This window comes from Leclercia sp. 119287, assembly GCF_009734485.1.
Taxonomy (GTDB): Bacteria; Pseudomonadota; Gammaproteobacteria; order Enterobacterales; family Enterobacteriaceae; genus Enterobacter; species Enterobacter adecarboxylatus_C.
In genome coordinates, this window is the sequence record NZ_CP046445.1 from 2,464,807 (window position 1) to 2,483,829 (window position 19,023).

Below are 19,023 nucleotides of genomic sequence, written 5' to 3' on the forward strand. Positions count from 1 at the left end.
AGGCATTCCGGAGGGGTTAAACATTTTGACCTCCGCACCCATCGCAGTCAGCAGACGGCCCGCCTCTTCGCGGCAAAACGGCTGTTCCATTTTTTCTCCTCCAGAGAGAACAGGTGATTTCAAACTTTACACATATGGTTTAGCATATGTGTATTCTAAGCGTATCGGAGTGGGAAATGCTACAACCTGTCCAGCTGTACAAAATACTGTCGGATGAAACCCGGCTGGCGATCGTTATGCTACTCAGGGAATCCGGGGAAATGTGCGTCTGTGATATCTGTGGAGCGACTACTGAATCGCAGCCAAAAATATCGCGACACATGGCGATCTTACGCGAGGCTGAGCTGGTTCTCGATCGCCGGGAAGGAAAATGGATCCACTATCGTTTGTCACCCCATATGCCGGCATGGGCAGCAGAGACCATTACCACTGCATGGCATTGCATGCGGGATGAGGTTCGCGGATGGCTGGTACAGTCAGCCTGCTCATCCTGTTAAAACGCAAATCACATACACTTAACCATATGTAATGGAGTTAGGGATGTTACTGGCAGGGATAATCTTTCTACTGACGCTGATACTGGTCATCTGGCAGCCCAAAGGGCTTAGCATTGGCTGGAGTGCGAGCATTGGTGCGGTGCTGGCGCTGGCGTTCGGCGTTATTCATGTTGATGATATTCCGGTGGTCTGGAATATCGTCTGGAACGCGACGGCGACCTTTATCGCAGTGATCATCATCAGCCTGTTGCTCGATGAATCCGGGTTCTTTGAATGGGCTGCGCTGCATGTTGCTCGCTGGGGTAACGGGCGCGGGCGTTTGCTGTTCACCTGGATTGTGCTGCTGGGCGCAGTAGTGGCCGCGTTGTTTGCGAACGACGGTGCGGCGCTAATCCTGACCCCTATCGTCATTGCCATGCTCCTCGCGCTGGGGTTCAGTCCGGGCACAACCCTGGCCTTTGTGATGGCCGCAGGCTTTATCGCCGACACCGCCAGTTTGCCGCTTATTCTTTCCAACCTGGTGAATATCGTCTCTGCTGACTTCTTCGGTCTGGGCTTTACTGACTATGCGTCGGTCATGATCCCAGTCGATATCGCGGCTATTGCCGCCACGCTGACGATGCTGCATCTCTTCTTCCGTAAAGATATCCCGGCGACCTATGACGTTTCACTGCTGAAAACCCCTGCCAGTGCGGTTAAAGATCCGGCGACGTTCCGCGCCGGCTGGATTGTCCTGCTGTTGTTGCTTGCCGGTTTCTTTGTCCTTGAGCCGCTGGGGATCCCGGTCAGTGCAATTGCGACTGCTGGCGCGGTGATTCTGTTTATCGTGGCGAAAAGGGGCCATGCCATTAATACCGGGAAAGTATTGCGTGGCGCCCCGTGGCAGATCGTTATTTTCTCGCTGGGGATGTATCTGGTGGTCTATGGCCTGCGCAATGCCGGGCTGACAGATTATCTTTCCGGCGTGCTGAACATGCTGGCAGAGCAAGGCTTATGGGCGGCAACGCTGGGTACCGGCTTCCTGACGGCATTTCTCTCATCAGTAATGAATAACATGCCGACGGTGCTGATTGGCGCATTGTCGATTGACGGGAGTACGGCTTCCGGCGTAATCAAAGAGGCGATGATCTATGCCAACGTCATCGGCTGCGATTTAGGGCCGAAGATTACCCCTATCGGTAGCCTGGCGACGCTGCTGTGGCTGCACGTTCTTTCTCAAAAAAATATGACCATCACCTGGGGATATTACTTCCGTACCGGCATTATCATGACCTTGCCTGTGCTGTTTATCACTCTGGCCGCGCTGGCGTTGCGGCTCTCTGTCACTTTGTAATGAGATCCAGATATGAGCAACATTATCATCTATCACAACCCGGCCTGCGGTACGTCACGTAACACGCTGGAGATGATCCGCAATAGCGGCAACGAACCGACCATTATTTATTATCTTGAAACCCCGCCGTCACGGGATGAGCTGGTGAAACTCATTACCGATATGGGGATCGCCGTCCGGGCCTTGTTGCGTAAAAATGTTGAACCTTATGAGCAGCTGGGTTTGTCTGACGATCGGTTCACAGATGAACAGCTGATTGAATTTATGCTGCAACACCCGATTCTGATTAACCGACCTGTCGTTGTAACCCCGCGGGGTACCCGGTTGTGTCGCCCTTCGGAACTGGTGCTGGATATTCTTCCTGATCCGCAGCAAGGTGAATTCACAAAAGAAGACGGTGAAAAAGTCGTTGATAGCACCGGGAAGCGACTGGGATAAAGCAAAAACGCCGGGTGGCGGCTTCGCCTTACCCGGCCTACGGGATCGGTGTTGTAGGCCGGGCAAAGCGAAGCTGCCGCCCGGCAAAACCCACATCAGGTAATCAACATCACCCGAATATCATTCACGTTGGTTAATGTCGGGCCGGTCACCACCAGATCCCCCGCCGCGGCAAAGTAGCTGTAGCTGTCATGCCCCCGCAGCATCGCCTTCGCGTCCAGCGAAGTGCGGCTCAGCGTATCCGGGGTGACAATTGCGCCCGCCGCATCCTCGGTGCCGTCAATCCCGTCGCTGTCTCCGGCGATGGCGTAAATCCCCTCCTCACCCTTCAGCGCACAGGCCAGCGCCAGCAGAAATTCGGTGTTGCGCCCGCCGCGCCCGCAGCCCGTCTCGCCGATGGTGACCGTGGTTTCCCCACCGCTGAGTAATACTGCCGGGCCTTTCACCGGCAGGCCGTGCTGCTTCACCGATTTGGCGATCCCGGCCATCATAATACCCAGCTGGGCGCTTTCCCCCTCCAGGGCATCCCCCAGAATCAAGGGTGTGAAACCCATCCGCTGCGCCACGTCGGCGGCAGCGGCCAGCGCGCCGGAGGGGGTGGCGATCAGGCGGATATCGTCGTCTATTTCCTTTGCTGTCACCGGGGCTCGCGGCATGCGCAGCACCCGCATCACCGGTTCCGGCAGATCCAGGCCATAGCGGGCGATAATCTCCAGCGCCTCTTCCGCCGTGGAGCTGTCCGCCACCGTCGGGCCGGAGGCAATGCTCTGGGGATCGTCCCCGGGCACATCGCTGATGATCAGGGTGATCACCCGGGCGGGTCTGGCGGCCAGCGCCAGCCGTCCGCCCTTGATATCCGACAGCTGCTTGCGCACGGTGTTCATCTCATGGATGGTCGCCCCGCTCTTCAACAGCGCTTTGTTCACCGCCTGCTTATCGGCCAGGGTGATGCCCTTGCGCGGCAGGGCCAGCAGCGACGAGCCGCCGCCGGAGATCAGCGCAACCACGCAGTCGTCGGCGGTGAGGTGCTTGACCTGCTCCATCATCAGCATCGAAGCCACTTCGCTCATCGCATCCGAGACCGGGTGCGCCGCCTCGACGATGCGGATTTTTTGCGTCGGCACCGCGTGACCGTAGCGTGTCACCACCACGCCCTGCAGATCGACGTCCGGCCAGGCGGCCTCCAGCGCGGCGGCCATGGCGGCGCTGGCTTTCCCCGCGCCAACCACCATGCAGCGCCCTCGTGGTTTCTCCGGCAGCGCGTTAATCAACGCCTCATGGGGGTCGGCACTCTTCACCGCTGCCATGAAGATCTCAGTAAGCGCCCCTCGCAGGGCGCTGTCGTCGTGTTGAGCCATAGGTCAGCCTTCTGCGATGGCGCGGATCACCGCCTGAGTGACCTCGCGGGTATTGGCCGTACCGCCCACGTCCGGGGTCATGATGCCCTTCGCGCAGACGGCCTCGACGGCGGCCATCAGACGTGCAGCAGCCTCGCCCTCGCCCAGATGCTCAAGCATCTGCGCCGCGGTCCAGAAGCTGGCGACCGGGTTGGCGATGCCCTTGCCGGTGATATCAAACGCCGAGCCGTGGATCGGTTCGAACATCGACGGGAAACGCCGCTCCGGATCGATGTTGGCGGTGGGGGCCACCCCCAGACTGCCCGCCAGGGCACCCGCCAGATCGGAGAGGATATCGGCGTGCAGGTTGGTCGCCACGATGGTGTCCAGCGACTCCGGGTGCAGGGTCATGCGCACGGTCATGGCATCCACCAGCATTTTGTCCCAGGTGACGTCCGGGAACTCGCGGGCCACTTCGGCGGCGATCTCGTCCCACATCACCATCCCGTGACGCTGGGCGTTGGATTTAGTGACCACGGTTAACAGCTTGCGCGGACGGGTCTGCGCCAGGCGGAAGGCGTAGCGCATGATGCGCGTCACCCCGGTGCGGGTGAAAATCGCCACCTCGGTACCCACCTCTTCCGGCAGGCCGCGGTGGGCGCGACCGCCGTGGCCGGAATATTCCCCTTCCGAGTTCTCGCGCACGATCACCCAGTCGAGGGTACCCGGTACCGCCTTGCGCAGCGGGGACTGAATACCCGGCAGGATTTTGGTCGGACGGACGTTGGCATACTGGTCGAAGCCCTGGCAGATCGGCAGGCGCAGCCCCCAGAGGGTGATGTGATCCGGCACGTCCGGGGCACCTACCGCACCGAAGTAGATGGCGTCGAAGGCTTTGAGCTGCTCCAGCCCGTCTTCAGGCATCATCACCCCGTGGGTTTTGTAGTAATCCGAGCCCCACTCGAAGGTGTGCACCGAGAAACGCATATCGCCCTGACGCTGAGCCAGCGCGTGTAAAACCTCAACACCTGCGGTGATCACTTCCGGGCCGATACCGTCTGCGGGGATAGCTGCAATGGCGTAATCTTTCATGGTTTTTCCTTAAATTAATGTTTTGACTGAATTAATGTTTCGCTGGCCTGCGCCTTGCGGCTGGACGCCGAGAGCCACAGCACCACGATTGAGGAGAGGATCAGCAGCCCGGCGACAAACCACAGTCCCCAGGTGTAACTCCCGGTCTGTTGCTTGATCAGGCCAATCATGAACGGACCGACAAAGCCGCCCAGATTGCCGAGTGAGTTGATGGTGGCGATACCCGCCGCCGCCGCCGAACCGGAAAGGAACAGGGTTGGCATGCTCCACAGCGGGGGTTTGGAGGCGCTGATGCCGCAGTTAACGATGGTCAGCGCAAGGATCACCCCGACAATGCTCGTCGTACTGCCCGCCATAAACAGCCCGGCCGCCGCGACGATACAGGCGGCAATCACGTGCCACGAGCGTTCGCCGGTTTTGTCGGAATGACGCGCCCAGAGCACCATCGCTGCCACTGCCAGCACCGCCGGAATCGCATTCAGCAGGCCGACGGTCATGGAGGAGACGCCGAGAGTTTTGATGATCTGCGGCGACCAGATGCCCAGGGTATAGAGCCCGGCGGAAGTGCCGAAGTAGACCAGCGACAGGGCCAGAACGCGCTTATCGAGCAGCCCTTTCCAGACGCTGTGCTGCGCCGTGGCCTGTTTCGCCGCCTGCTCACGTTGCAGGGTGGCAATCAGCCAGCCGCGCTCCTCTTCGCTGAGCCATTTCGCCTTTTCCGGGCGGTCGGTCAGCCAGAACAGCACCACCACGCCGAGGATCACCGCTGGCACCGCTTCGAGGACAAACATCCACTGCCAGCCGGCAAAGCCCATCATGCCGTGCATCTCCAGCAGTGCGGCGGAAATAGGCGAGCCGAGCGCGGTGGAGATAGGCGCCGCGGCCATAAAGATGGCCGTCACCTGGGCGCGCTTTTGCGCCGGGAACCAGTAGCTTAAGTAGAGGATGATCCCCGGGAAGAAGCCTGCTTCCGCCACGCCGAGCAGGAAACGCAGGGTATAGAAGCTGGTAGTGCCCTGGACAAAAGCCATGCCGCCGGAGACCAGCCCCCAGGTGATCATCACCCGGGCAATCCAGATGCGCGCCCCAACCTTGTGCAGGATCAGGTTAGACGGCACCTCAAACAGGAAGTAGCCGAGGAAAAAGATCCCGGCCCCGAAGCCAAACACCGCCGGGGAGAAGCCGAGATCGGCGTTCATGGTGAGCGCCGCGAAACCGATATTGACGCGGTCGAGGAATGCGATGAAATACAACAGCATGATGAAGGGTACGATGCGCAAGGTGATCTTGCGCATGACCCGTTGTTCGATTGTGCAGGTCATGTGAGGTGTTCCTCATAATTATTTTGTAGGGTACGCAGTCGGGCTGCCTTGATGAGTATGCTGATATTTCTTGCATGATCATGCGCATCGGTTTATACAAAAAAATGCAATAATCACGAGCGAGCCAAAATGGAACTACAACACCTGCGCTGTTTCCTGGCGGTGGCAGAAACCCTGCATTTCGGTCAGGCGGCACAGCGGCTGGATATGCTGCCCTCTGCCCTGGGAAGGAATATTCGTCTTTTAGAAGAGGCACTTGGCACGCGGCTATTCACGCGTTCAACCCGCCGGGTGGCGCTCACGGAGAATGGCGTTTTGCTGCGGGAAGAGGCGCGAAAGCTGCTCGCCCACGCCGACGCTATTATGTTGCAATTTCGTCAAAATCCGCGCCGGGCGCAGCCGCTTTTACGCGTCGGGACTATCGACAGCGCGGCCATCGGATTGCTGCCGGGATTGCTGCAGCTGTTTCGCCAGCACTACCCGACGGTGGAGATCCAGCTCTTCGAAGACAAGACCGTCCATCTGCTGCCGAAGCTGAAAAGCGGCAGGCTGGATCTGGTGTTTATTCGCCCGCCCGCGCAGCTGGATCCTCAGTTTGGCCGGGCGTTTTTATGCAATGAGCCCGGCATCCTTGCCCTGCCGGCCCGCCATCCGTTTGCCGACCGGGAAAGGGTCGATATCGCCGAGCTGGAAGGAATGCCGATGATCCTGCCGGAGCGGCGTTCGCGCCCGCACAGCCACGATCTGACCATGAACCTGTTCCATAAAGCGGGCATTGAAGTGACGGTGTCACAAATGGCGGACGAAAAGCAGACCATTATCAACCTGGTGGCGGCGGGCATTGGCCTGGCGATTGTCCCGGCGTGGAGCAGCCGCTATCTGATGCCGGGGGTGAAGTTTGTGCAGCTGAACGGCGCGGAGCAGATGGGGATGCCGCTGGAGGCGGTATGGATGGCCGGTGCGCAGGATGAGATACGGGATAATATGCTGGCGATGTTGCGGGAGCATCCGGAGCTGTATGGATAGAATTTTGCCCCCTAGATACTCTATGGAACGTATAAGAACGTGCAGCAGGGGACGTGCTAACTCTATAAAAAGAGGTATCAACGTTCAGAGGTGAAATATTCCCGCTTTAATGTTGGGATGAGAGTTTAAGCCTGTTTATATCGCTAAAAGTCAAGATCGCGCGATCGGCTCATGGACTTTTAATATAGAGAAAGGTTATACGGCCTGTAAAAAAGGGGCTGAATAATAAGCCATTCAACCCCTGTAGTGACTACAACATTAATTCTTTAACTGCGTCGTTAATTTCAGCGGCTGCTCGCCATTATAATTAACATCCGCGCGGATCAGGACAGACTTGAGATGACCAGAATCATCGAGCTCATCGTTCAGTGCGAAATAAACCACACCATAGTTATTATGTCCATACTGGCTTTTTTCAGTCTGGAAGATGTCATTCCAGGCACGCGCTTCCGCTTCATCTTTAGGTTTGATCTGGCATGTTGTGAGTGAGGCTTCCGTATCCCAGGCCATCATGACATTCTGAGTATTAACCATGAGATTTTTAATGCTGGGTACATCAGGGCATCCGTCCAAAGTCAGAGTGTAAACCTGTTTTTCAAAGTTATACTTCTCAGGGAAAATACCGGGTAAAAATTTCACCATCACAGGCCCACCCGAAACGGTAGGGAATTGCCCCTTAGGGTCACGCTCTGCTGATATAAATTTTATATACTTGATTTTTTTATATTCTTCAAGTTTATCAAGCATGGCCGGAATGGCGGTTTTTTCGATATCGCGCTTCTTAAACTCATCTTGCTCATTATAATATTTGGCATCAACAAGGTTAAGCATCTCTTTATTATCAATGTTTTTAGCTCGCGCCAGATACAGCCAGGTAAAATCCTCATCGCTGATGAATTTGTAATCTTCTGCTGGTACGGCAAGAACCTGTTTTTTGAAATCAGCCGCTTTCTTTTCTTGTTCTTCCTTTTGTTTCTTATAGGCATCAAGGGCTTCTTGTTGCTCTTTGGACGGTTTACCCCGTTCAGCAATGTCAGGATCTTCCATCAACGAATGCCCTAAATTAGACGCTGCGGAGATAACTTCCTTACCGTTATTATCAATTAAGACGCTGGCCTGATGGTTTCTGGATTCAAAACGGGTGGTTAAGGGGCCTACTGGCTGGATGCTAATGTCAAAAGAGCATACCTTCGACTGCGCTTTTTCATCTGCAGAAACCTCTTTTACGTTTCTTAATTCAATATGGTTACGGGCGATTAAGTCGTCCTTATCCTTAAATTTAACGTCGGTATCATTGTAGTTGCGGAATAAGTTATCACCAACACGATCGACAATAGCTTTAGAAAAGGCCTCGGAAGTACATTCCGGTTGCTTATCGCCACACCCTACCAGAACAGCGGAAACCAACGTAAGTAACGTGGTAGCTAAAATTTTCTTTTTCATATGATCTGTATCATCCATTGGCAATTTTATAATAACTTTAATTTACTATTTTTTGATAATTTTTAGCGTGGACATTTTAATGCTTAGGAACCACATGTTGAAGTCTTTTTTCTTAGGCGCAGACTTATAAATCCACCATAAATGGTAGTTGCTCGACTTTTTATACTACTATTAAAAACCTAAAGGGGTCGGAGAATACTAATAAGCAATAGGTATGTCTTTATCTCGCCCTAACTAAAATCAGAAGAGTATTTTTTTGATAATTGCAAAATTCGGATCTCGAGGTCAAATCAACGCTTTTTTTAGCATCCGAAACAGGATAAGTCACTTCGTGCGGCCTGTTTGCCAGGTGGCGGCTGCGCCTTACCCGGCCCCTACGCCTTATAAATAAATCGTTGGATAAAATCGGCAATATCGGCTTCGACCATCGCGCATTTTTCCGCCGAAGGTCTGACGCCCAAAAATTCGTCATAACCGCTCAGGAGCGAAATCAGCTGTCGCGTGGTGCGGCTGGGGTCGCACTCGCGGAAGGTTCTATTCCCCACACCTTCCTCAATAATGTCGCGAACCCGTTCGCTCCACGCTTGCATAATGGCCTCAACGAATTCGGCGTAAGCGTCATTATGCAGCGCTAACTGCCACGTGGCGCCATACAGCTGCCAGGCGGCATCCTGCTCAAAGGGCAGAAAATCGGCGACCAGGCGCTCCATTTTTTGCGCGGAGGATAACCCCGCGACTTCACGCGTAAATGTCTCCAGCTCGTCGCGCATAAAACGATCCAGCGCCGCAATACACAAGGCCTGCCAGTTGCTGAAGTAATGATAAATATGGCTGCGTGAGATCCCTAACGACTCGGTCAACTCACGCGTGGTAACGTTGGCGATCCCCTTCTCCAGAAATAGTGCGATAGCCCCGTCCAGAATCCTGGCTTTTAACGTCTCTTTTGCTTCTTTCATCTACACGCCCACATTGACTTTGAGCAAGTGCTCAAATAGACTCGCCCTACAAATTTGAGCAACCGCTCAAATTTATCTTAACAGAAAATTGTATGCTTACCTTAAAAAATGCGGCTCCTGCCGCAGTATCAAACAGCGCGGTCAAAACGCTCAAACTGCTGGGCCAACGACATAGCCGAAAACTCATTCTGACCTTCTTACTGGTGGCGGCTGAAAACGTCACCATGCTGCTCTATCCCCTGCTGGCGGGGTTTGCGATCAATGCCATCATCTCCGGCCAGGCGTTACATGCCGTCCTTTATGCGGTGATGGTTTTTGTGATGTGGGCGATTGGCGCGGCAAGACGCAGCATTGATACCCGGACATTTGCGCGCATTTATGCCGAACTGGCCGTTCCGGTCATCCTTGCCCAACGTGAAGAACAGCACAGCGCTTCAACGATTGCGGCCCGCGTGGCGCTGTCGCGGGAATTTGTCGATTTCTTCGAGAAACATCTGCCGGTACTGGTGACCTCTGTCGCTTCAATCATCGGTGCCGCAGTGATGCTGCTCCTGCTGCAGTTCTGGACCGGCGTCGCCTGTCTGTTCATTCTGATCTTTTTTGCCCTGTTTTTACCGGGCTTCACCCGCAGGAACGAAGCATTATTCCTGAGGCTGAACGATCGGCTGGAAAAAGAGGTGGCGTTCGTGAATAACGCGTCCAGAATGTCACTGTCCAGGCACTATGATGTGCTGGCGCGGCTCAGAATTAAACTGTCGGATCGGGAAGCATTTGGCTATTTAGCCATCGGTTCCGTGACGGCGATTTTATTCGCCAGCACCATAATGACCATGTCGTTCGAAGGCGGGCTGGATGCCGGGCATATCTATTCGGTCATGACCTATATGTGGATGTTTGCCATGAGTCTGGATGACGGACCGCAATTACTGGAAAAGTATTCTCAGCTAAAAGATATTGGCAAGCGGGTTAATACCAGTACCCTTTAATCAGCTTTTATCCCCTGCATCTTGCCGATGCGGGGGATACGTTTACTGCTTTTACATCGAATAGCCCGGCTTTTTAATCAACTCATCCAGCTTCGGACCAATCTCCGTATCCCAGACCTGCGCTTTCCAGTCGGCTTCCTGAACTTCGTTCAGCGCCACCGAAATAGAGCGATCTTTACTGTTCAGATGGCGAGTAATCACCTCGGCGATATCTGCCGCCAGCGCGGTTTTTTGCTCGTCGTTCAGATCGCGGGGAAAACATTTGATATTGACGTGTGGCATGTGCAGGGCTCCTTTTGAGTAAGCATTCCAGACTAGCAGAGTATCTCGTTGTCTTTTAGCACCTTGTGCAGTTTCGGGAGCTTGCACACGCTATCGGCAATGGCGGTAATGTTCGGCGTGTTGGCGGCAAACCAGTCCGGGCGAGGCCCCCAGATACGCATCACGCACAAATAGCAGTCGATAAGGGTGATCTGCTCGCCAAAGGCCCAGGGCGCGGCTTTGAGGTGGTTATCCAGCCAAAGGTAGAGCGATTTACGGTATTCACGGCAGTTTTGTTGCAGCTGCTCCGGGGCGTCGGGTGCCCAGCGTTCGGGGTAGTCTGCATAGGTAAAGGTGGGATAGACGTTGGCCACCAGCCAGATCAGCAGGCGCTGAAACTGCTGGCGATCTGCGTGCCCGACGGGAGGTGCCAGATCGGGACAGCGATCCAGCACCAGCAGCGCAATGGCTGCCGTTTCCGTCATGATCTCGCCGTTCTCCAGCTCGAGGGTCGGCACCTGACACAGGGGATTCAGTTTTTCGAGCAGTTCGCGCGTGGCACCCGGCTTATCGAACCCGTCGACGTTGATAAACTGATACGGAATATCGGCGAGGGTCAGCATCACTTCACTGATGGCTGAGCCCCAGCCGGGAACGCCATAGACTTTGATCATCGGCTATACCTCGGTCAAAGCCTTAAGTGTAGAGCAGCCTCAGTAGGTTATCCCGGGCGGGTTAACCTCCGACTGCGCCACCGCCTCGCCCTGTTCGCCCCAGCGCGCCAGCACCTTCTGGTATTCGCCGCGCTGGATGGCCCCGTCGAGCGCCGCCTGGAGGGCATACACCAGCTCGTTACCCTTTTTGGTGGTGGTGGCGACATACGCTTTTTTCGGCCCTAAGCCCACTACCCGGGTTTTACCAGTCAGGGCCTCTTTATAAGCCGATACCGACTGCGGGCCAAAGAACACGTCCGCCCTGCCGGACTGGATATAAAGATTGCCTGAGGCGTCGTCGGTGAGGTAGACCGGCAGCGCAGGCTCGCGCCCGGCGGTTTTGTTCTCTTCGTTCCATCCCAACAGAATACGCTCCTGGTTGGTGCCGGAGCCGACAATCACCTTTTTACCCGCCAGATCGGCGGCGCTCTTGATCGACTGCACCTCGCTGGTGGATTTCACTGAAAAGGCCAGGTTATCGACGCGATAGGTGGCGAAGTCAAACTTCTGTTTACGCTGCTCGGTCACCGCAATGTTGACCAGCGCCACGTCGTAGCGCCCGGAGGTGATGCCCAGCGGCCAGTCTTCCCACGCCGTCGGCACCAGCTTGAGTTTTAAACCGAGGCTGCCCGCCAGCAGCCGGGCGATATCCGGGTCACTGCCGATGCGGGTACGGTTATCGCTGGACAGCAGCGCCAGCGGCGGCGAGTTCAGCGCCGAAATGGCGACGGTTAAGGTGCCCGGTTCGACAAATTTATAGTTTGCGGGGATTTTCGCCACCGCCTGCTTATCCACCCTCACCGGCAGCGGCTGCTCGTTCGCCTGTAAATCAATGGCGGCGTGGCTTGTGGACGCCACCATTAACAACGCCAGTAATCCCTTTTTCATCTTCTCTCCTTACAGCACTTTGGACAGGAACTGCCGCGTTCGGGCGTGGGACGGACGGTTCAACACCTCGTCGCTGCTCCCCTGTTCGACAATTTTGCCATCGACCATAAACACCACCTGGTCCGCCACTTCCCGGGCGAAGCCGATCTCATGGGTCACCACCACCAGGGTAGTGCCGGAGCGGGCCAGCTTTTTGATCACGTCCAGCACCTCGCCCACCAGCTCGGGGTCAAGGGCGGACGTCGGTTCATCAAACAGCATCACTCGTGGGCGTAATGCCAGGGCACGGGCAATGGCGATGCGCTGCTGCTGCCCGCCGGAAAGGTGCCGCGACCAGGCGTCGGCCTTATCGCGCAGCCCCACCACGTCCAGCAGATCGTAGGCCCGATCGACCGCTTCTTTTCGGCTCAGCTGTTTGTGGGCAATCGGCGCCTCAATCAGGTTCTCCAGCACCGTCAGGTGCGGGAACAGGTTGAAGTTCTGGAACACGTAGCCCACGTTGATGCGCTGTTTGAGGATCGCTTTCTCCTTCAGCTCGTACAGCGTGTTGCCCTCCCGGCGATAGCCGATGTAGTCCCCGTCTATCTGGATAAAACCTTCATCAACGCGCTCGAGGTGGTTAATGGTGCGCAGCAGTGTGGATTTACCGGAGCCGGACGGGCCGAGGATCACCGTCACCGAGCCCGGCGGGATCTCCAGCGAGACGTTATCCAGCGCCTTGTGCCGGCCAAAAAACTTGCTGACGCCGGTAATGGAAATATGTCCTTCAGGAGAGGCTCGCATGGACAGGCTCCTGTGTGGTTTGGGTGGTAACGGAACGGGTGCGGGTGGCGCGGGAGGTGTTCACCGCCGAGCGGCGCTCGCTGCGGGCCAGAGCACGTTCAACCAGATGCTGAATGGCGGAGAGCACGGTGGTGATCACCAGATACCAGACGGCACCGACCATCAGCAGCGGGATCACCTCCTGGGTGCGGTTGTAGATCATCTGGATGGTATAGAACAGCTCCGGCATCGCCAGGACGTAAACCATCGCCGTGCCCTTGGCGAGGCTGATGATTTCGTTGAACCCGGACGGCAGAATGGTGCGCAGCGCCTGCGGCAGGATGATGCGCAGGGTGCAGCGCGAGGCCGGCAAACCCAGCGCGGCCGCCGCTTCATACTGGCCGTGATCGACCCCCAGGAAGCCGCCGCGAATGATCTCCGCGGTATAGGCGCTCTGCACCAGCGTCAGGCCGACAACGGCTGTGGAGAACTGCCCCAGCACGTTGATGGTCTCAAAGCTGCCCCAGGTGATGCTGGTGAACGGCACGCCGAGCGACAGCGTGTCGTACAGATAGGAGAAGTTGTAGAGGATAATCAGCACCACAATCAGCGGCAGGGAGCGGAACAGCCAGATATAGCCCCAGGCGAGGCTGCTCAGCAGCCACGAGGAGGAGAGCCGGGCCAGGGCCAGCATGCCGCCAATCACCACGCTGAGCGCGGTGCCGATCAGGGTCAGGAGCAGCGTCTGCCCCACCCCTTCCAGGATCACCGGGTCTAAGAACCAGCGCGCGAACACGCTCCACTCCCAGCGTGGGTTAAAGGCTACCGACTGAATGACAACCGCCAGCACAAACAGCGCAACGATCGCCCCCACCGTGCGCAACGGGTAGCGCGCCGGGACCACTTTGATGGTTTCAACGTTGTTCATCGTCGTTCCTCATGCCGATTTACTGAACGCTTCGCGTACCAGCGTTTTGGTGAAGCGCAGCCGTCCGTCGAACGGCGGCTGGCTGTACTCTTCCGGGTCGCGGGTCAGGTCGAACTGCGCCGCGTAGCCCTGGCTCAGGTAGAGCCGCACCGCTTCCGGCTGACGAAAGCCGGTGGTGAGGTAGATCTGGCTGTAACCGGCCAGTACCGCCCGGCGCTCTAGCTCCTGCACCACCCGGGCGGCAAGTCCCTGCTGGCGCAGGGATTTGTCGGTCCAGATCCGTTTGATCTCGGCGGTCTGCCCATCGAAGGGTTTATAAGCCCCGGTGGCGATGATTTTTCCGTCGCGCTCCAGGACAATAAACAGCCCCTGCGGCGCCAGATACCACTCGGTCAGCTCGATCTCGGCATCTTTAGAGAAGTAGTCGCCGTAGCGCGCCGCGTACTCGCCGAACAGCCCCTCAATGATGGGCTGAAGATCGGCGTCCTCGGGCGATACGTCACGAAAATGGTCGCTCATGGGATCTCCTTAGTCGCCAAGGCCGGCCGGATTCACTTCGGAACTCGGGATGCGCTCCACGCCTTCACCCCAGCGGTTCAGCACCTTGTCATAGTCGCCGTTATTGATCACGCCGTTCAGGGCGGTCTGCACCGGCTCGGCCAGGCCACTGCCTTTTTTCAGGGTCACGGCGATATGCGCCGCTTTCGGCCAGCCTCCGTCGACGCTGCCCACCAGTTTGGTTTTACCGTTGAGGGCCGCTTTCCACGCGCCAATCACGTTCGGGCCAAAGTAGGCGTCCGCGCGACCGGATTGCAGGGCCAGGGTCTGGGCGGCATCATCTTTGGTGTAGATAGGGGTGAACGGCTTCAGCCCTTTCTTCTGATTTTCCGCATCCCACGCCAGCAGAATCGCCTCCTGGTTGGTACCGGAGCCAACGATAATCCGCAGCCCGGCGATGTCTTCCGCCTTCTCGAGCTTCTTGATTGGGCTGGTGGATTTCACGTAGAAGCCCAGGGAATCTTTCCGGTAGGTGGCGAAATCGAACTTCTCTTTACGCTCTTTGGTGACGGTGATGTTGCTGATCGCCGCGTCGTATTTGCCGGAGGTCACCCCCAGCGGCCAGTCTTCCCAGGAGGTGGGCACCACGTTCAGCTCCAGCCCGAGGCTGTCGGCCACCAGACGGGCGATATCGGCCTCGCTGCCAATCAGGGTTTTGTTGTCATCGGCAAACACCGTCAGCGGCGGCTGGCTGAGCCCGGCAATCGCCACGGTAAATTTCCCCGGCACTACCGGCTTAAAGCTGGCGGGCAGCTGAGCGATGGCCTGCGGATTTTTTGCGGTGTTGATCGGCGTTTTGTTGGCCTCGAGGCTGACCCCGGTGCCGTTAATGTTGACGTTCTCTGCCCAGACGGCAGGGGTAAAGGCCAGCGCGAGCGCCAGAATAAGCGATGATTTTTTCATGGCAGGTTCTCTTATTGTTGTGTGCGTTATTGTTGTGTGAACTGATTAACGGGCTGGTCTAATCCCAGGCTCTCACGCAGGGTGGTGCCGGGGTATTCGGTGCGGAACAGGCCGCGCGCCTGCAACAGCGGCACCACCTGATCCACAAAGCGCGGGAAGGTATCCGGGGTGCCGCCCTGGATGATGAACCCGTCCGCGGCATAGCCCTCAAACCACTGCTGTAAGCCGTCAGCAACCTGTTCCGGGGTGCCGGAAAAACGCGGGCGCGGCGAGGCGGCTTCCAGCGCCACCTGACGCAGGGTTAAGTTGCGCGCCCGGGCGTTGCGTTTGATCTCATCGGTGGTGCTGCGGAAGCTGTTTTTCCCCAGATCGCCAATGTCCGGGAAGGCTTCATCCAGCGGATACTGGCTGAAGTCGTGGTGCTCAAAATAGCGGCCCAGATAGTTGAGAGCATCGTTAATGGAGACCAGCGCGGCAGTGGTCTGATACTGCTCCTCCACGTCGTCGGCGTCTTTCCCGACGATGACGCTCACCCCCTGGAAGATATGCAGCTCATCGGCGCTGCGGCCATGCTGTTTGAGCTGGCTTTTGACGTCGTGCCAGAAGGCCTGCGCTTCTTCGTAGGTGTCATGGTGGGTAAAGATGGCGTCAGCGTGTTTCGCTGCCAGCTTTTTGCCGTCGTCCGAGGCCCCGGCCTGGAAGACGATCGGCCTGCCCTGCGGCGTGCGGCCAATGTTCAGCGGCCCGGCCACCTTGAAGAAATCGCCATGGTGATCGAGGGTGTGCAGCTTTTCAGGGTCGAAGAACTGCCCGGTCTCTTTGTTACGCACAAAGGCGTCGCCCTCCCAGGAGTCCCACAGCCCTTTCACCACGTCGAGATACTCATCGGCGATGCGGTAACGCAGGGCGTGTTCCGGGTGCTTATCGCGGGAGAAGTTCTTCGCTGAACCTTCCAGCGGCGAGGTGACCACGTTCCAGCCCGCCCGACCGTTGCTCAGGTGATCGAGGCTGGCAAACTGGCGCGCCACGGTGAAGGGCTCGCTGTAGGAGGTGGATAAGGTGCCCACCAGCCCCAACCGTGATGTGACGGTCGCCAGCGCCGACAGCACGGTCAGGGGCTCAAAGCGGTTGAGAAAATGCGGGATCGACTTCTCGTTGATGTAGAGGCCATCGGCGACAAAAATAAAGTCGAGCTTGCCCGCTTCGGCCTTGAGGGCCGTCTCTTTGACAAAGTTAAAATTGATGCTGGCATCGGCCGGGGCTGCCGGATGACGCCAGGCGGACATATTTCCCGAGGCGCCGTGCAAAATCGTGCCCAGGCGCAGCTGTCGTGTTGCGGACATATTCCCTCCTTACCCTTAAAGTTGGTTCAGTGCTTTTTCCGCAAGTCGGGCGAAATAACGCGCGGCGGGTTCAATTAAGGCTTCATCCGGGTTAAAGGCCGGATGGTGTAAACCGTACTGGCTGGCGCTGCCGATACTGACAAAGGCCCCGGGGATCTGCTGCAGGTAGACGGCAAAATCCTCCCCGCCCATGTGCAGCTCGGCCTGCCGGGTCTCATACCCGGTTTCCCGCGCCACCGAGGTGGCAAACTCGGCCCAGTTGGCGTCGTTAACCAGCGCGGTAGGCCCGGCATACCAGGTGATGTCGATCTGCGCGTTAAAGGCGGCGGCAAATCCGGCAGCGATTTCGGCCACCCGGGCCTTCACGTTCTGTTGCACTTCCGTGCGATGGGTACGCAGGGTCCCCTCCAGCTCGACGCTCTCCGGCAGCACGTTCCAGGTATTGCCCCCGGTAATGCGCGTCACACTCAGCACCACCGAATCCAGGGTATTCACGTTGCGGCTGGCGACGCTTTGCAGGGCGGTGACCAGCTGGCTGGCGAGCAGGATGGCGTCGTTGCCTTCATGCGGACGGGCGGCGTGCGCCCCTTTGCCGGTAATGCGAAATACGAAGCGGTCAACGTTGGCGTAGAACGGGCCGCCGCGAGTGGCGAAGCTGCCCACCGGCAGACCGGGTTCGTTATGCATGCCGAAGATGGCGCTGATATCGCGCAGGGCTCCGGCGCGCACCAGACTCTTTGCGCCGCCGAAGTTCTCCTCCGCGGGCTGGAACAGGATCCGCACCCGGCCATTAAGCGCGTCTTCGCGGGCTTTCAGCTTCAGGGCCGCGCCGAGGATCACGCTGGTGTGGATGTCGTGGCCGCAGGCGTGCATGACGCCCGGGCGTTGGGAGGTAAAGGCTACGCCGCTGCGCTCCTCAATCGGCAGGGCGTCGATATCGGCCCGCAGGGCGATCTGTTTGTCACCCTTCCCCACCTCGGCGATCAGGCCGGTGTGCAGGTCATAGGGCAGGACGGTGATCCCGGCGTCACCCAGCCACTGGCGCAGGCGGGCGGTGGTTTGTACTTCCTCGCCGGAAAGCTCCGGGTTCTGGTGCAGCTCGCGGCGCCAGGCGATCAGCTGTTGTTCGAGGCTCATGCGGCCACCTCCCTCTGCTGTCGGGCCTGGGCCAGCAGGCGCAGGGACTGCACCCGGGCGGTGCCGTCGGCAACCGGGGTATCAATGATGAACTCATCGATGCCCCACTGCTGATGCAGTGCCTCCAGTTGTTCGAGTACCGACTCCGCAGTACCCGCCAGCAGCGACTGGGCGCGTCGGGCGATGCGCAGCGGCTCGCTGCCCGCCTGGCGAGCAAAGGCATAAGCCTGCTCCTCGCTGGCAACGGTGACCCGCTGGCCGTTGACAAGCTCAACGCCCCACACTTCGACGGATTTGGCCAGCTCCTCGGCCTGCGCCTGGGTTGGCGCAACGATGGCCTGCACCGCGACAATCACCTCCCGGGCGCTATGGACGCGCCAGGTGTTAATCACCTCGCGCAGCAGATCGGGATCGCCATTCAGATGGGCAGCAAAAACGAAGTCCCAGTCGAGGCGGGCGGCCAGGCGCGCGCTCTCTGCGCTGGCGCCCAGCAGGAAGCCAGCAGCCGGAACCTGGGGTAACGGAGTGGCACGAACCGCCTCCTCCTGTGAAGCCGGGTTGATCCAGCCATCCAGCTGCGCCAGCTGGTCGGCGAAATCGCCCTTCTCCTGCTGGCTGAGGCCGAGCTGTAACGCCCGGGTCGAGAGCGGCAGGCCGCCCGGCGCTTTGCCGACACCCAGATCCACACGCCCGGGGGCGATAGCCGCCAGCAGGTTGAAGTTCTCTGCCACTTTGTACGGGCTGTAGTGTTGCAGCATTACCCCACCGGAGCCGACGCGAATGCGACGGGTCTGCCCGAGGATCCAGGCAATCAGCAGCTCAGGCGACGGACTCGCCAGCTGCGGGGTGTTGTGGTGTTCGGCAATCCAGAAGCGGTGATAACCCAGGGTTTCGGCCTGTTGCGCCAGGCTTAAGGTGCGCGACAGCGCATCGGCGGCCGTTTCGTTTTCTGCGACAGGACTTTTATCCAGAATGCTGATTCGCCAGGACATGTTGCAATCTCGTTTGACTAAACATGTCGCCATTATTAAAGGGCGATTTCACCTCTGAGAAACAATTAATTTACATTTGGTTTGCCGGATTTCAGAAATACCGCGTCG

The 19,023-nt window shown here is 57.8% G+C and carries 18 protein-coding genes and 2 pseudogenes; 5 read left to right on the plus strand and 15 right to left on the minus strand.

Annotated elements, in window-relative coordinates; genetic code table 11:
* A pseudogene (locus GNG27_RS23700) lies at positions 1–78 on the minus strand (arsenical resistance protein ArsH); the annotation flags it as partial.
* Between the two features lie 98 nt (positions 79–176).
* On the opposite strand from GNG27_RS23700, the gene GNG27_RS11885 reads away from it, so the two are divergent.
* Genes GNG27_RS11885 through arsC form a run of 3 tightly spaced genes read left to right on the plus strand, consistent with a single transcriptional unit; the run spans position 177 to position 2,268 of the window.
* On the plus strand, positions 177–497 hold the full coding sequence (locus tag GNG27_RS11885) for a transcriptional regulator (RefSeq protein WP_156263811.1): 321 nt from the start codon (positions 177–179) through the stop codon (positions 495–497).
* 43 nt (positions 498–540) lie between these two features.
* Positions 541–1,830 (plus strand): arsenic transporter, encoded by a 1,290-nt coding sequence (locus tag GNG27_RS11890; RefSeq protein ID WP_156263812.1) that lies wholly within the window; start codon positions 541–543, stop codon positions 1,828–1,830.
* A gap of 12 nt (positions 1,831–1,842) precedes the next feature.
* Complete coding sequence (arsC, locus tag GNG27_RS11895) at positions 1,843–2,268, plus strand: glutaredoxin-dependent arsenate reductase (protein WP_156263813.1); 426 nt, start codon at positions 1,843–1,845, stop codon at positions 2,266–2,268.
* A gap of 95 nt (positions 2,269–2,363) precedes the next feature.
* Here arsC and GNG27_RS11900 read toward each other — a convergent pair whose 3' ends face one another.
* Genes GNG27_RS11900 through GNG27_RS11910 form a run of 3 tightly spaced genes read right to left on the minus strand, consistent with a single transcriptional unit; the run spans position 2,364 to position 6,019 of the window.
* Positions 2,364–3,626: a glycerate kinase gene (locus GNG27_RS11900; RefSeq protein ID WP_156263814.1), complete on the minus strand. Its 1,263-nt coding sequence runs from the start codon at positions 3,624–3,626 to the stop codon at positions 2,364–2,366.
* 3 nt (positions 3,627–3,629) lie between these two features.
* Positions 3,630–4,697 carry a tartrate dehydrogenase gene (locus tag GNG27_RS11905; RefSeq protein ID WP_156263815.1) on the minus strand — a complete coding sequence of 356 codons (1,068 nt, stop codon included), beginning with the start codon at positions 4,695–4,697 and terminating at the stop codon, positions 3,630–3,632.
* Between the two features lie 14 nt (positions 4,698–4,711).
* Positions 4,712–6,019 carry an MFS transporter gene (locus tag GNG27_RS11910; RefSeq protein WP_156263816.1) on the minus strand — a complete coding sequence of 436 codons (1,308 nt, stop codon included), beginning with the start codon at positions 6,017–6,019 and terminating at the stop codon, positions 4,712–4,714.
* 129 nt (positions 6,020–6,148) lie between these two features.
* Here GNG27_RS11910 and GNG27_RS11915 point away from each other — a divergent pair, with 129 nt between their 5' ends.
* Positions 6,149–7,045, plus strand: coding sequence for a LysR family transcriptional regulator (locus tag GNG27_RS11915; protein WP_156263817.1), 897 nt, complete (start codon positions 6,149–6,151; stop codon positions 7,043–7,045).
* Between the two features lie 258 nt (positions 7,046–7,303).
* On the opposite strand, the gene GNG27_RS11920 is transcribed toward GNG27_RS11915, so the two are convergent.
* A complete protein-coding gene (locus GNG27_RS11920; RefSeq protein WP_142489526.1) occupies positions 7,304–8,488 on the minus strand; it encodes a hypothetical protein in 1,185 nt (394 codons plus the stop codon).
* A 374-nt stretch (positions 8,489–8,862) separates the two neighbouring features.
* The gene (locus GNG27_RS11925) at positions 8,863–9,444 is read right to left on the minus strand and encodes a TetR/AcrR family transcriptional regulator (RefSeq protein ID WP_142489527.1); all 582 of its coding nucleotides are present in this window, start codon (positions 9,442–9,444) and stop codon (positions 8,863–8,865) included.
* Between the two features lie 92 nt (positions 9,445–9,536).
* Between GNG27_RS11925 and GNG27_RS11930 the strand changes: the two genes are divergently transcribed.
* Positions 9,537–10,430, plus strand: a complete 894-nt coding sequence (locus tag GNG27_RS11930) for an ABC transporter six-transmembrane domain-containing protein (protein ID WP_142489528.1) — start codon at positions 9,537–9,539, stop codon at positions 10,428–10,430.
* A gap of 51 nt (positions 10,431–10,481) precedes the next feature.
* Here GNG27_RS11930 and pptA read toward each other — a convergent pair whose 3' ends face one another.
* The 9 genes and pseudogenes from pptA to GNG27_RS11980 all read right to left on the minus strand — a co-directional run bounded on the left by pptA (position 10,482) and on the right by GNG27_RS11980 (position 18,915).
* Positions 10,482–10,712 carry a tautomerase PptA gene (gene pptA / locus GNG27_RS11935; RefSeq protein ID WP_142489529.1) on the minus strand — a complete coding sequence of 77 codons (231 nt, stop codon included), beginning with the start codon at positions 10,710–10,712 and terminating at the stop codon, positions 10,482–10,484.
* A gap of 32 nt (positions 10,713–10,744) precedes the next feature.
* Positions 10,745–11,365, minus strand: coding sequence for a glutathione S-transferase family protein (locus GNG27_RS11940; protein WP_156263818.1), 621 nt, complete (start codon positions 11,363–11,365; stop codon positions 10,745–10,747).
* Positions 11,366–11,404: 39 nt separating this feature from the next.
* Positions 11,405–12,292 (minus strand): transporter substrate-binding domain-containing protein, encoded by an 888-nt coding sequence (locus GNG27_RS11945; protein WP_156263819.1) that lies wholly within the window; start codon positions 12,290–12,292, stop codon positions 11,405–11,407.
* Positions 12,293–12,301: 9 nt separating this feature from the next.
* The gene (locus tag GNG27_RS11950; RefSeq protein WP_142489532.1) at positions 12,302–13,075 is read right to left on the minus strand and encodes an amino acid ABC transporter ATP-binding protein; all 774 of its coding nucleotides are present in this window, start codon (positions 13,073–13,075) and stop codon (positions 12,302–12,304) included.
* A complete protein-coding gene (locus GNG27_RS11955; RefSeq protein ID WP_156263820.1) occupies positions 13,059–13,982 on the minus strand; it encodes an amino acid ABC transporter permease in 924 nt (307 codons plus the stop codon). Before GNG27_RS11955 ends, GNG27_RS11950 begins: the two co-directional genes overlap by 17 nt.
* 9 nt (positions 13,983–13,991) lie before the next feature.
* Positions 13,992–14,501 (minus strand): GNAT family N-acetyltransferase, encoded by a 510-nt coding sequence (locus GNG27_RS11960; RefSeq protein WP_156263821.1) that lies wholly within the window; start codon positions 14,499–14,501, stop codon positions 13,992–13,994.
* A 9-nt stretch (positions 14,502–14,510) separates the two neighbouring features.
* Positions 14,511–16,786 (minus strand): annotated as a pseudogene (locus tag GNG27_RS23705) (NtaA/DmoA family FMN-dependent monooxygenase).
* Positions 16,787–16,801: 15 nt separating this feature from the next.
* Positions 16,802–17,923: an amidohydrolase gene (locus GNG27_RS11975; protein WP_156263824.1), complete on the minus strand. Its 1,122-nt coding sequence runs from the start codon at positions 17,921–17,923 to the stop codon at positions 16,802–16,804.
* Entirely contained in the window at positions 17,920–18,915 is a 996-nt protein-coding gene (locus tag GNG27_RS11980) for an LLM class flavin-dependent oxidoreductase (protein ID WP_156263825.1), read from the minus strand. Before GNG27_RS11980 ends, GNG27_RS11975 begins: the two co-directional genes overlap by 4 nt.
* Between the last annotated feature and the right edge of the window lie 108 nt (positions 18,916–19,023).

Bases quoted from the DNA above. Each gene is read 5' to 3' on its own strand.
- GNG27_RS11885 (WP_156263811.1), top strand. From the start codon at position 177: ATGCTACAACCTGTCCAGCTGTACAAAATACTGTCGGATGAAACCCGG.
- GNG27_RS11890 (WP_156263812.1), top strand. From the start codon at position 541: ATGTTACTGGCAGGGATAATCTTTCTACTGACGCTGATACTGGTCATC.
- arsC (WP_156263813.1), top strand. From the start codon at position 1,843: ATGAGCAACATTATCATCTATCACAACCCGGCCTGCGGTACGTCACGT.
- GNG27_RS11900 (WP_156263814.1), bottom strand. From the start codon at position 3,626: ATGGCTCAACACGACGACAGCGCCCTGCGAGGGGCGCTTACTGAGATC.
- GNG27_RS11905 (WP_156263815.1), bottom strand. From the start codon at position 4,697: ATGAAAGATTACGCCATTGCAGCTATCCCCGCAGACGGTATCGGCCCG.
- GNG27_RS11910 (WP_156263816.1), bottom strand. From the start codon at position 6,019: ATGACCTGCACAATCGAACAACGGGTCATGCGCAAGATCACCTTGCGC.
- GNG27_RS11915 (WP_156263817.1), top strand. From the start codon at position 6,149: ATGGAACTACAACACCTGCGCTGTTTCCTGGCGGTGGCAGAAACCCTG.
- GNG27_RS11920 (WP_142489526.1), bottom strand. From the start codon at position 8,488: ATGAAAAAGAAAATTTTAGCTACCACGTTACTTACGTTGGTTTCCGCT.
- GNG27_RS11925 (WP_142489527.1), bottom strand. From the start codon at position 9,444: ATGAAAGAAGCAAAAGAGACGTTAAAAGCCAGGATTCTGGACGGGGCT.
- GNG27_RS11930 (WP_142489528.1), top strand. From the start codon at position 9,537: ATGCTTACCTTAAAAAATGCGGCTCCTGCCGCAGTATCAAACAGCGCG.
- pptA (WP_142489529.1), bottom strand. From the start codon at position 10,712: ATGCCACACGTCAATATCAAATGTTTTCCCCGCGATCTGAACGACGAG.
- GNG27_RS11940 (WP_156263818.1), bottom strand. From the start codon at position 11,365: ATGATCAAAGTCTATGGCGTTCCCGGCTGGGGCTCAGCCATCAGTGAA.
- GNG27_RS11945 (WP_156263819.1), bottom strand. From the start codon at position 12,292: ATGAAAAAGGGATTACTGGCGTTGTTAATGGTGGCGTCCACAAGCCAC.
- GNG27_RS11950 (WP_142489532.1), bottom strand. From the start codon at position 13,075: ATGCGAGCCTCTCCTGAAGGACATATTTCCATTACCGGCGTCAGCAAG.
- GNG27_RS11955 (WP_156263820.1), bottom strand. From the start codon at position 13,982: ATGAACAACGTTGAAACCATCAAAGTGGTCCCGGCGCGCTACCCGTTG.
- GNG27_RS11960 (WP_156263821.1), bottom strand. From the start codon at position 14,501: ATGAGCGACCATTTTCGTGACGTATCGCCCGAGGACGCCGATCTTCAG.
- GNG27_RS11975 (WP_156263824.1), bottom strand. From the start codon at position 17,923: ATGAGCCTCGAACAACAGCTGATCGCCTGGCGCCGCGAGCTGCACCAG.
- GNG27_RS11980 (WP_156263825.1), bottom strand. From the start codon at position 18,915: ATGTCCTGGCGAATCAGCATTCTGGATAAAAGTCCTGTCGCAGAAAAC.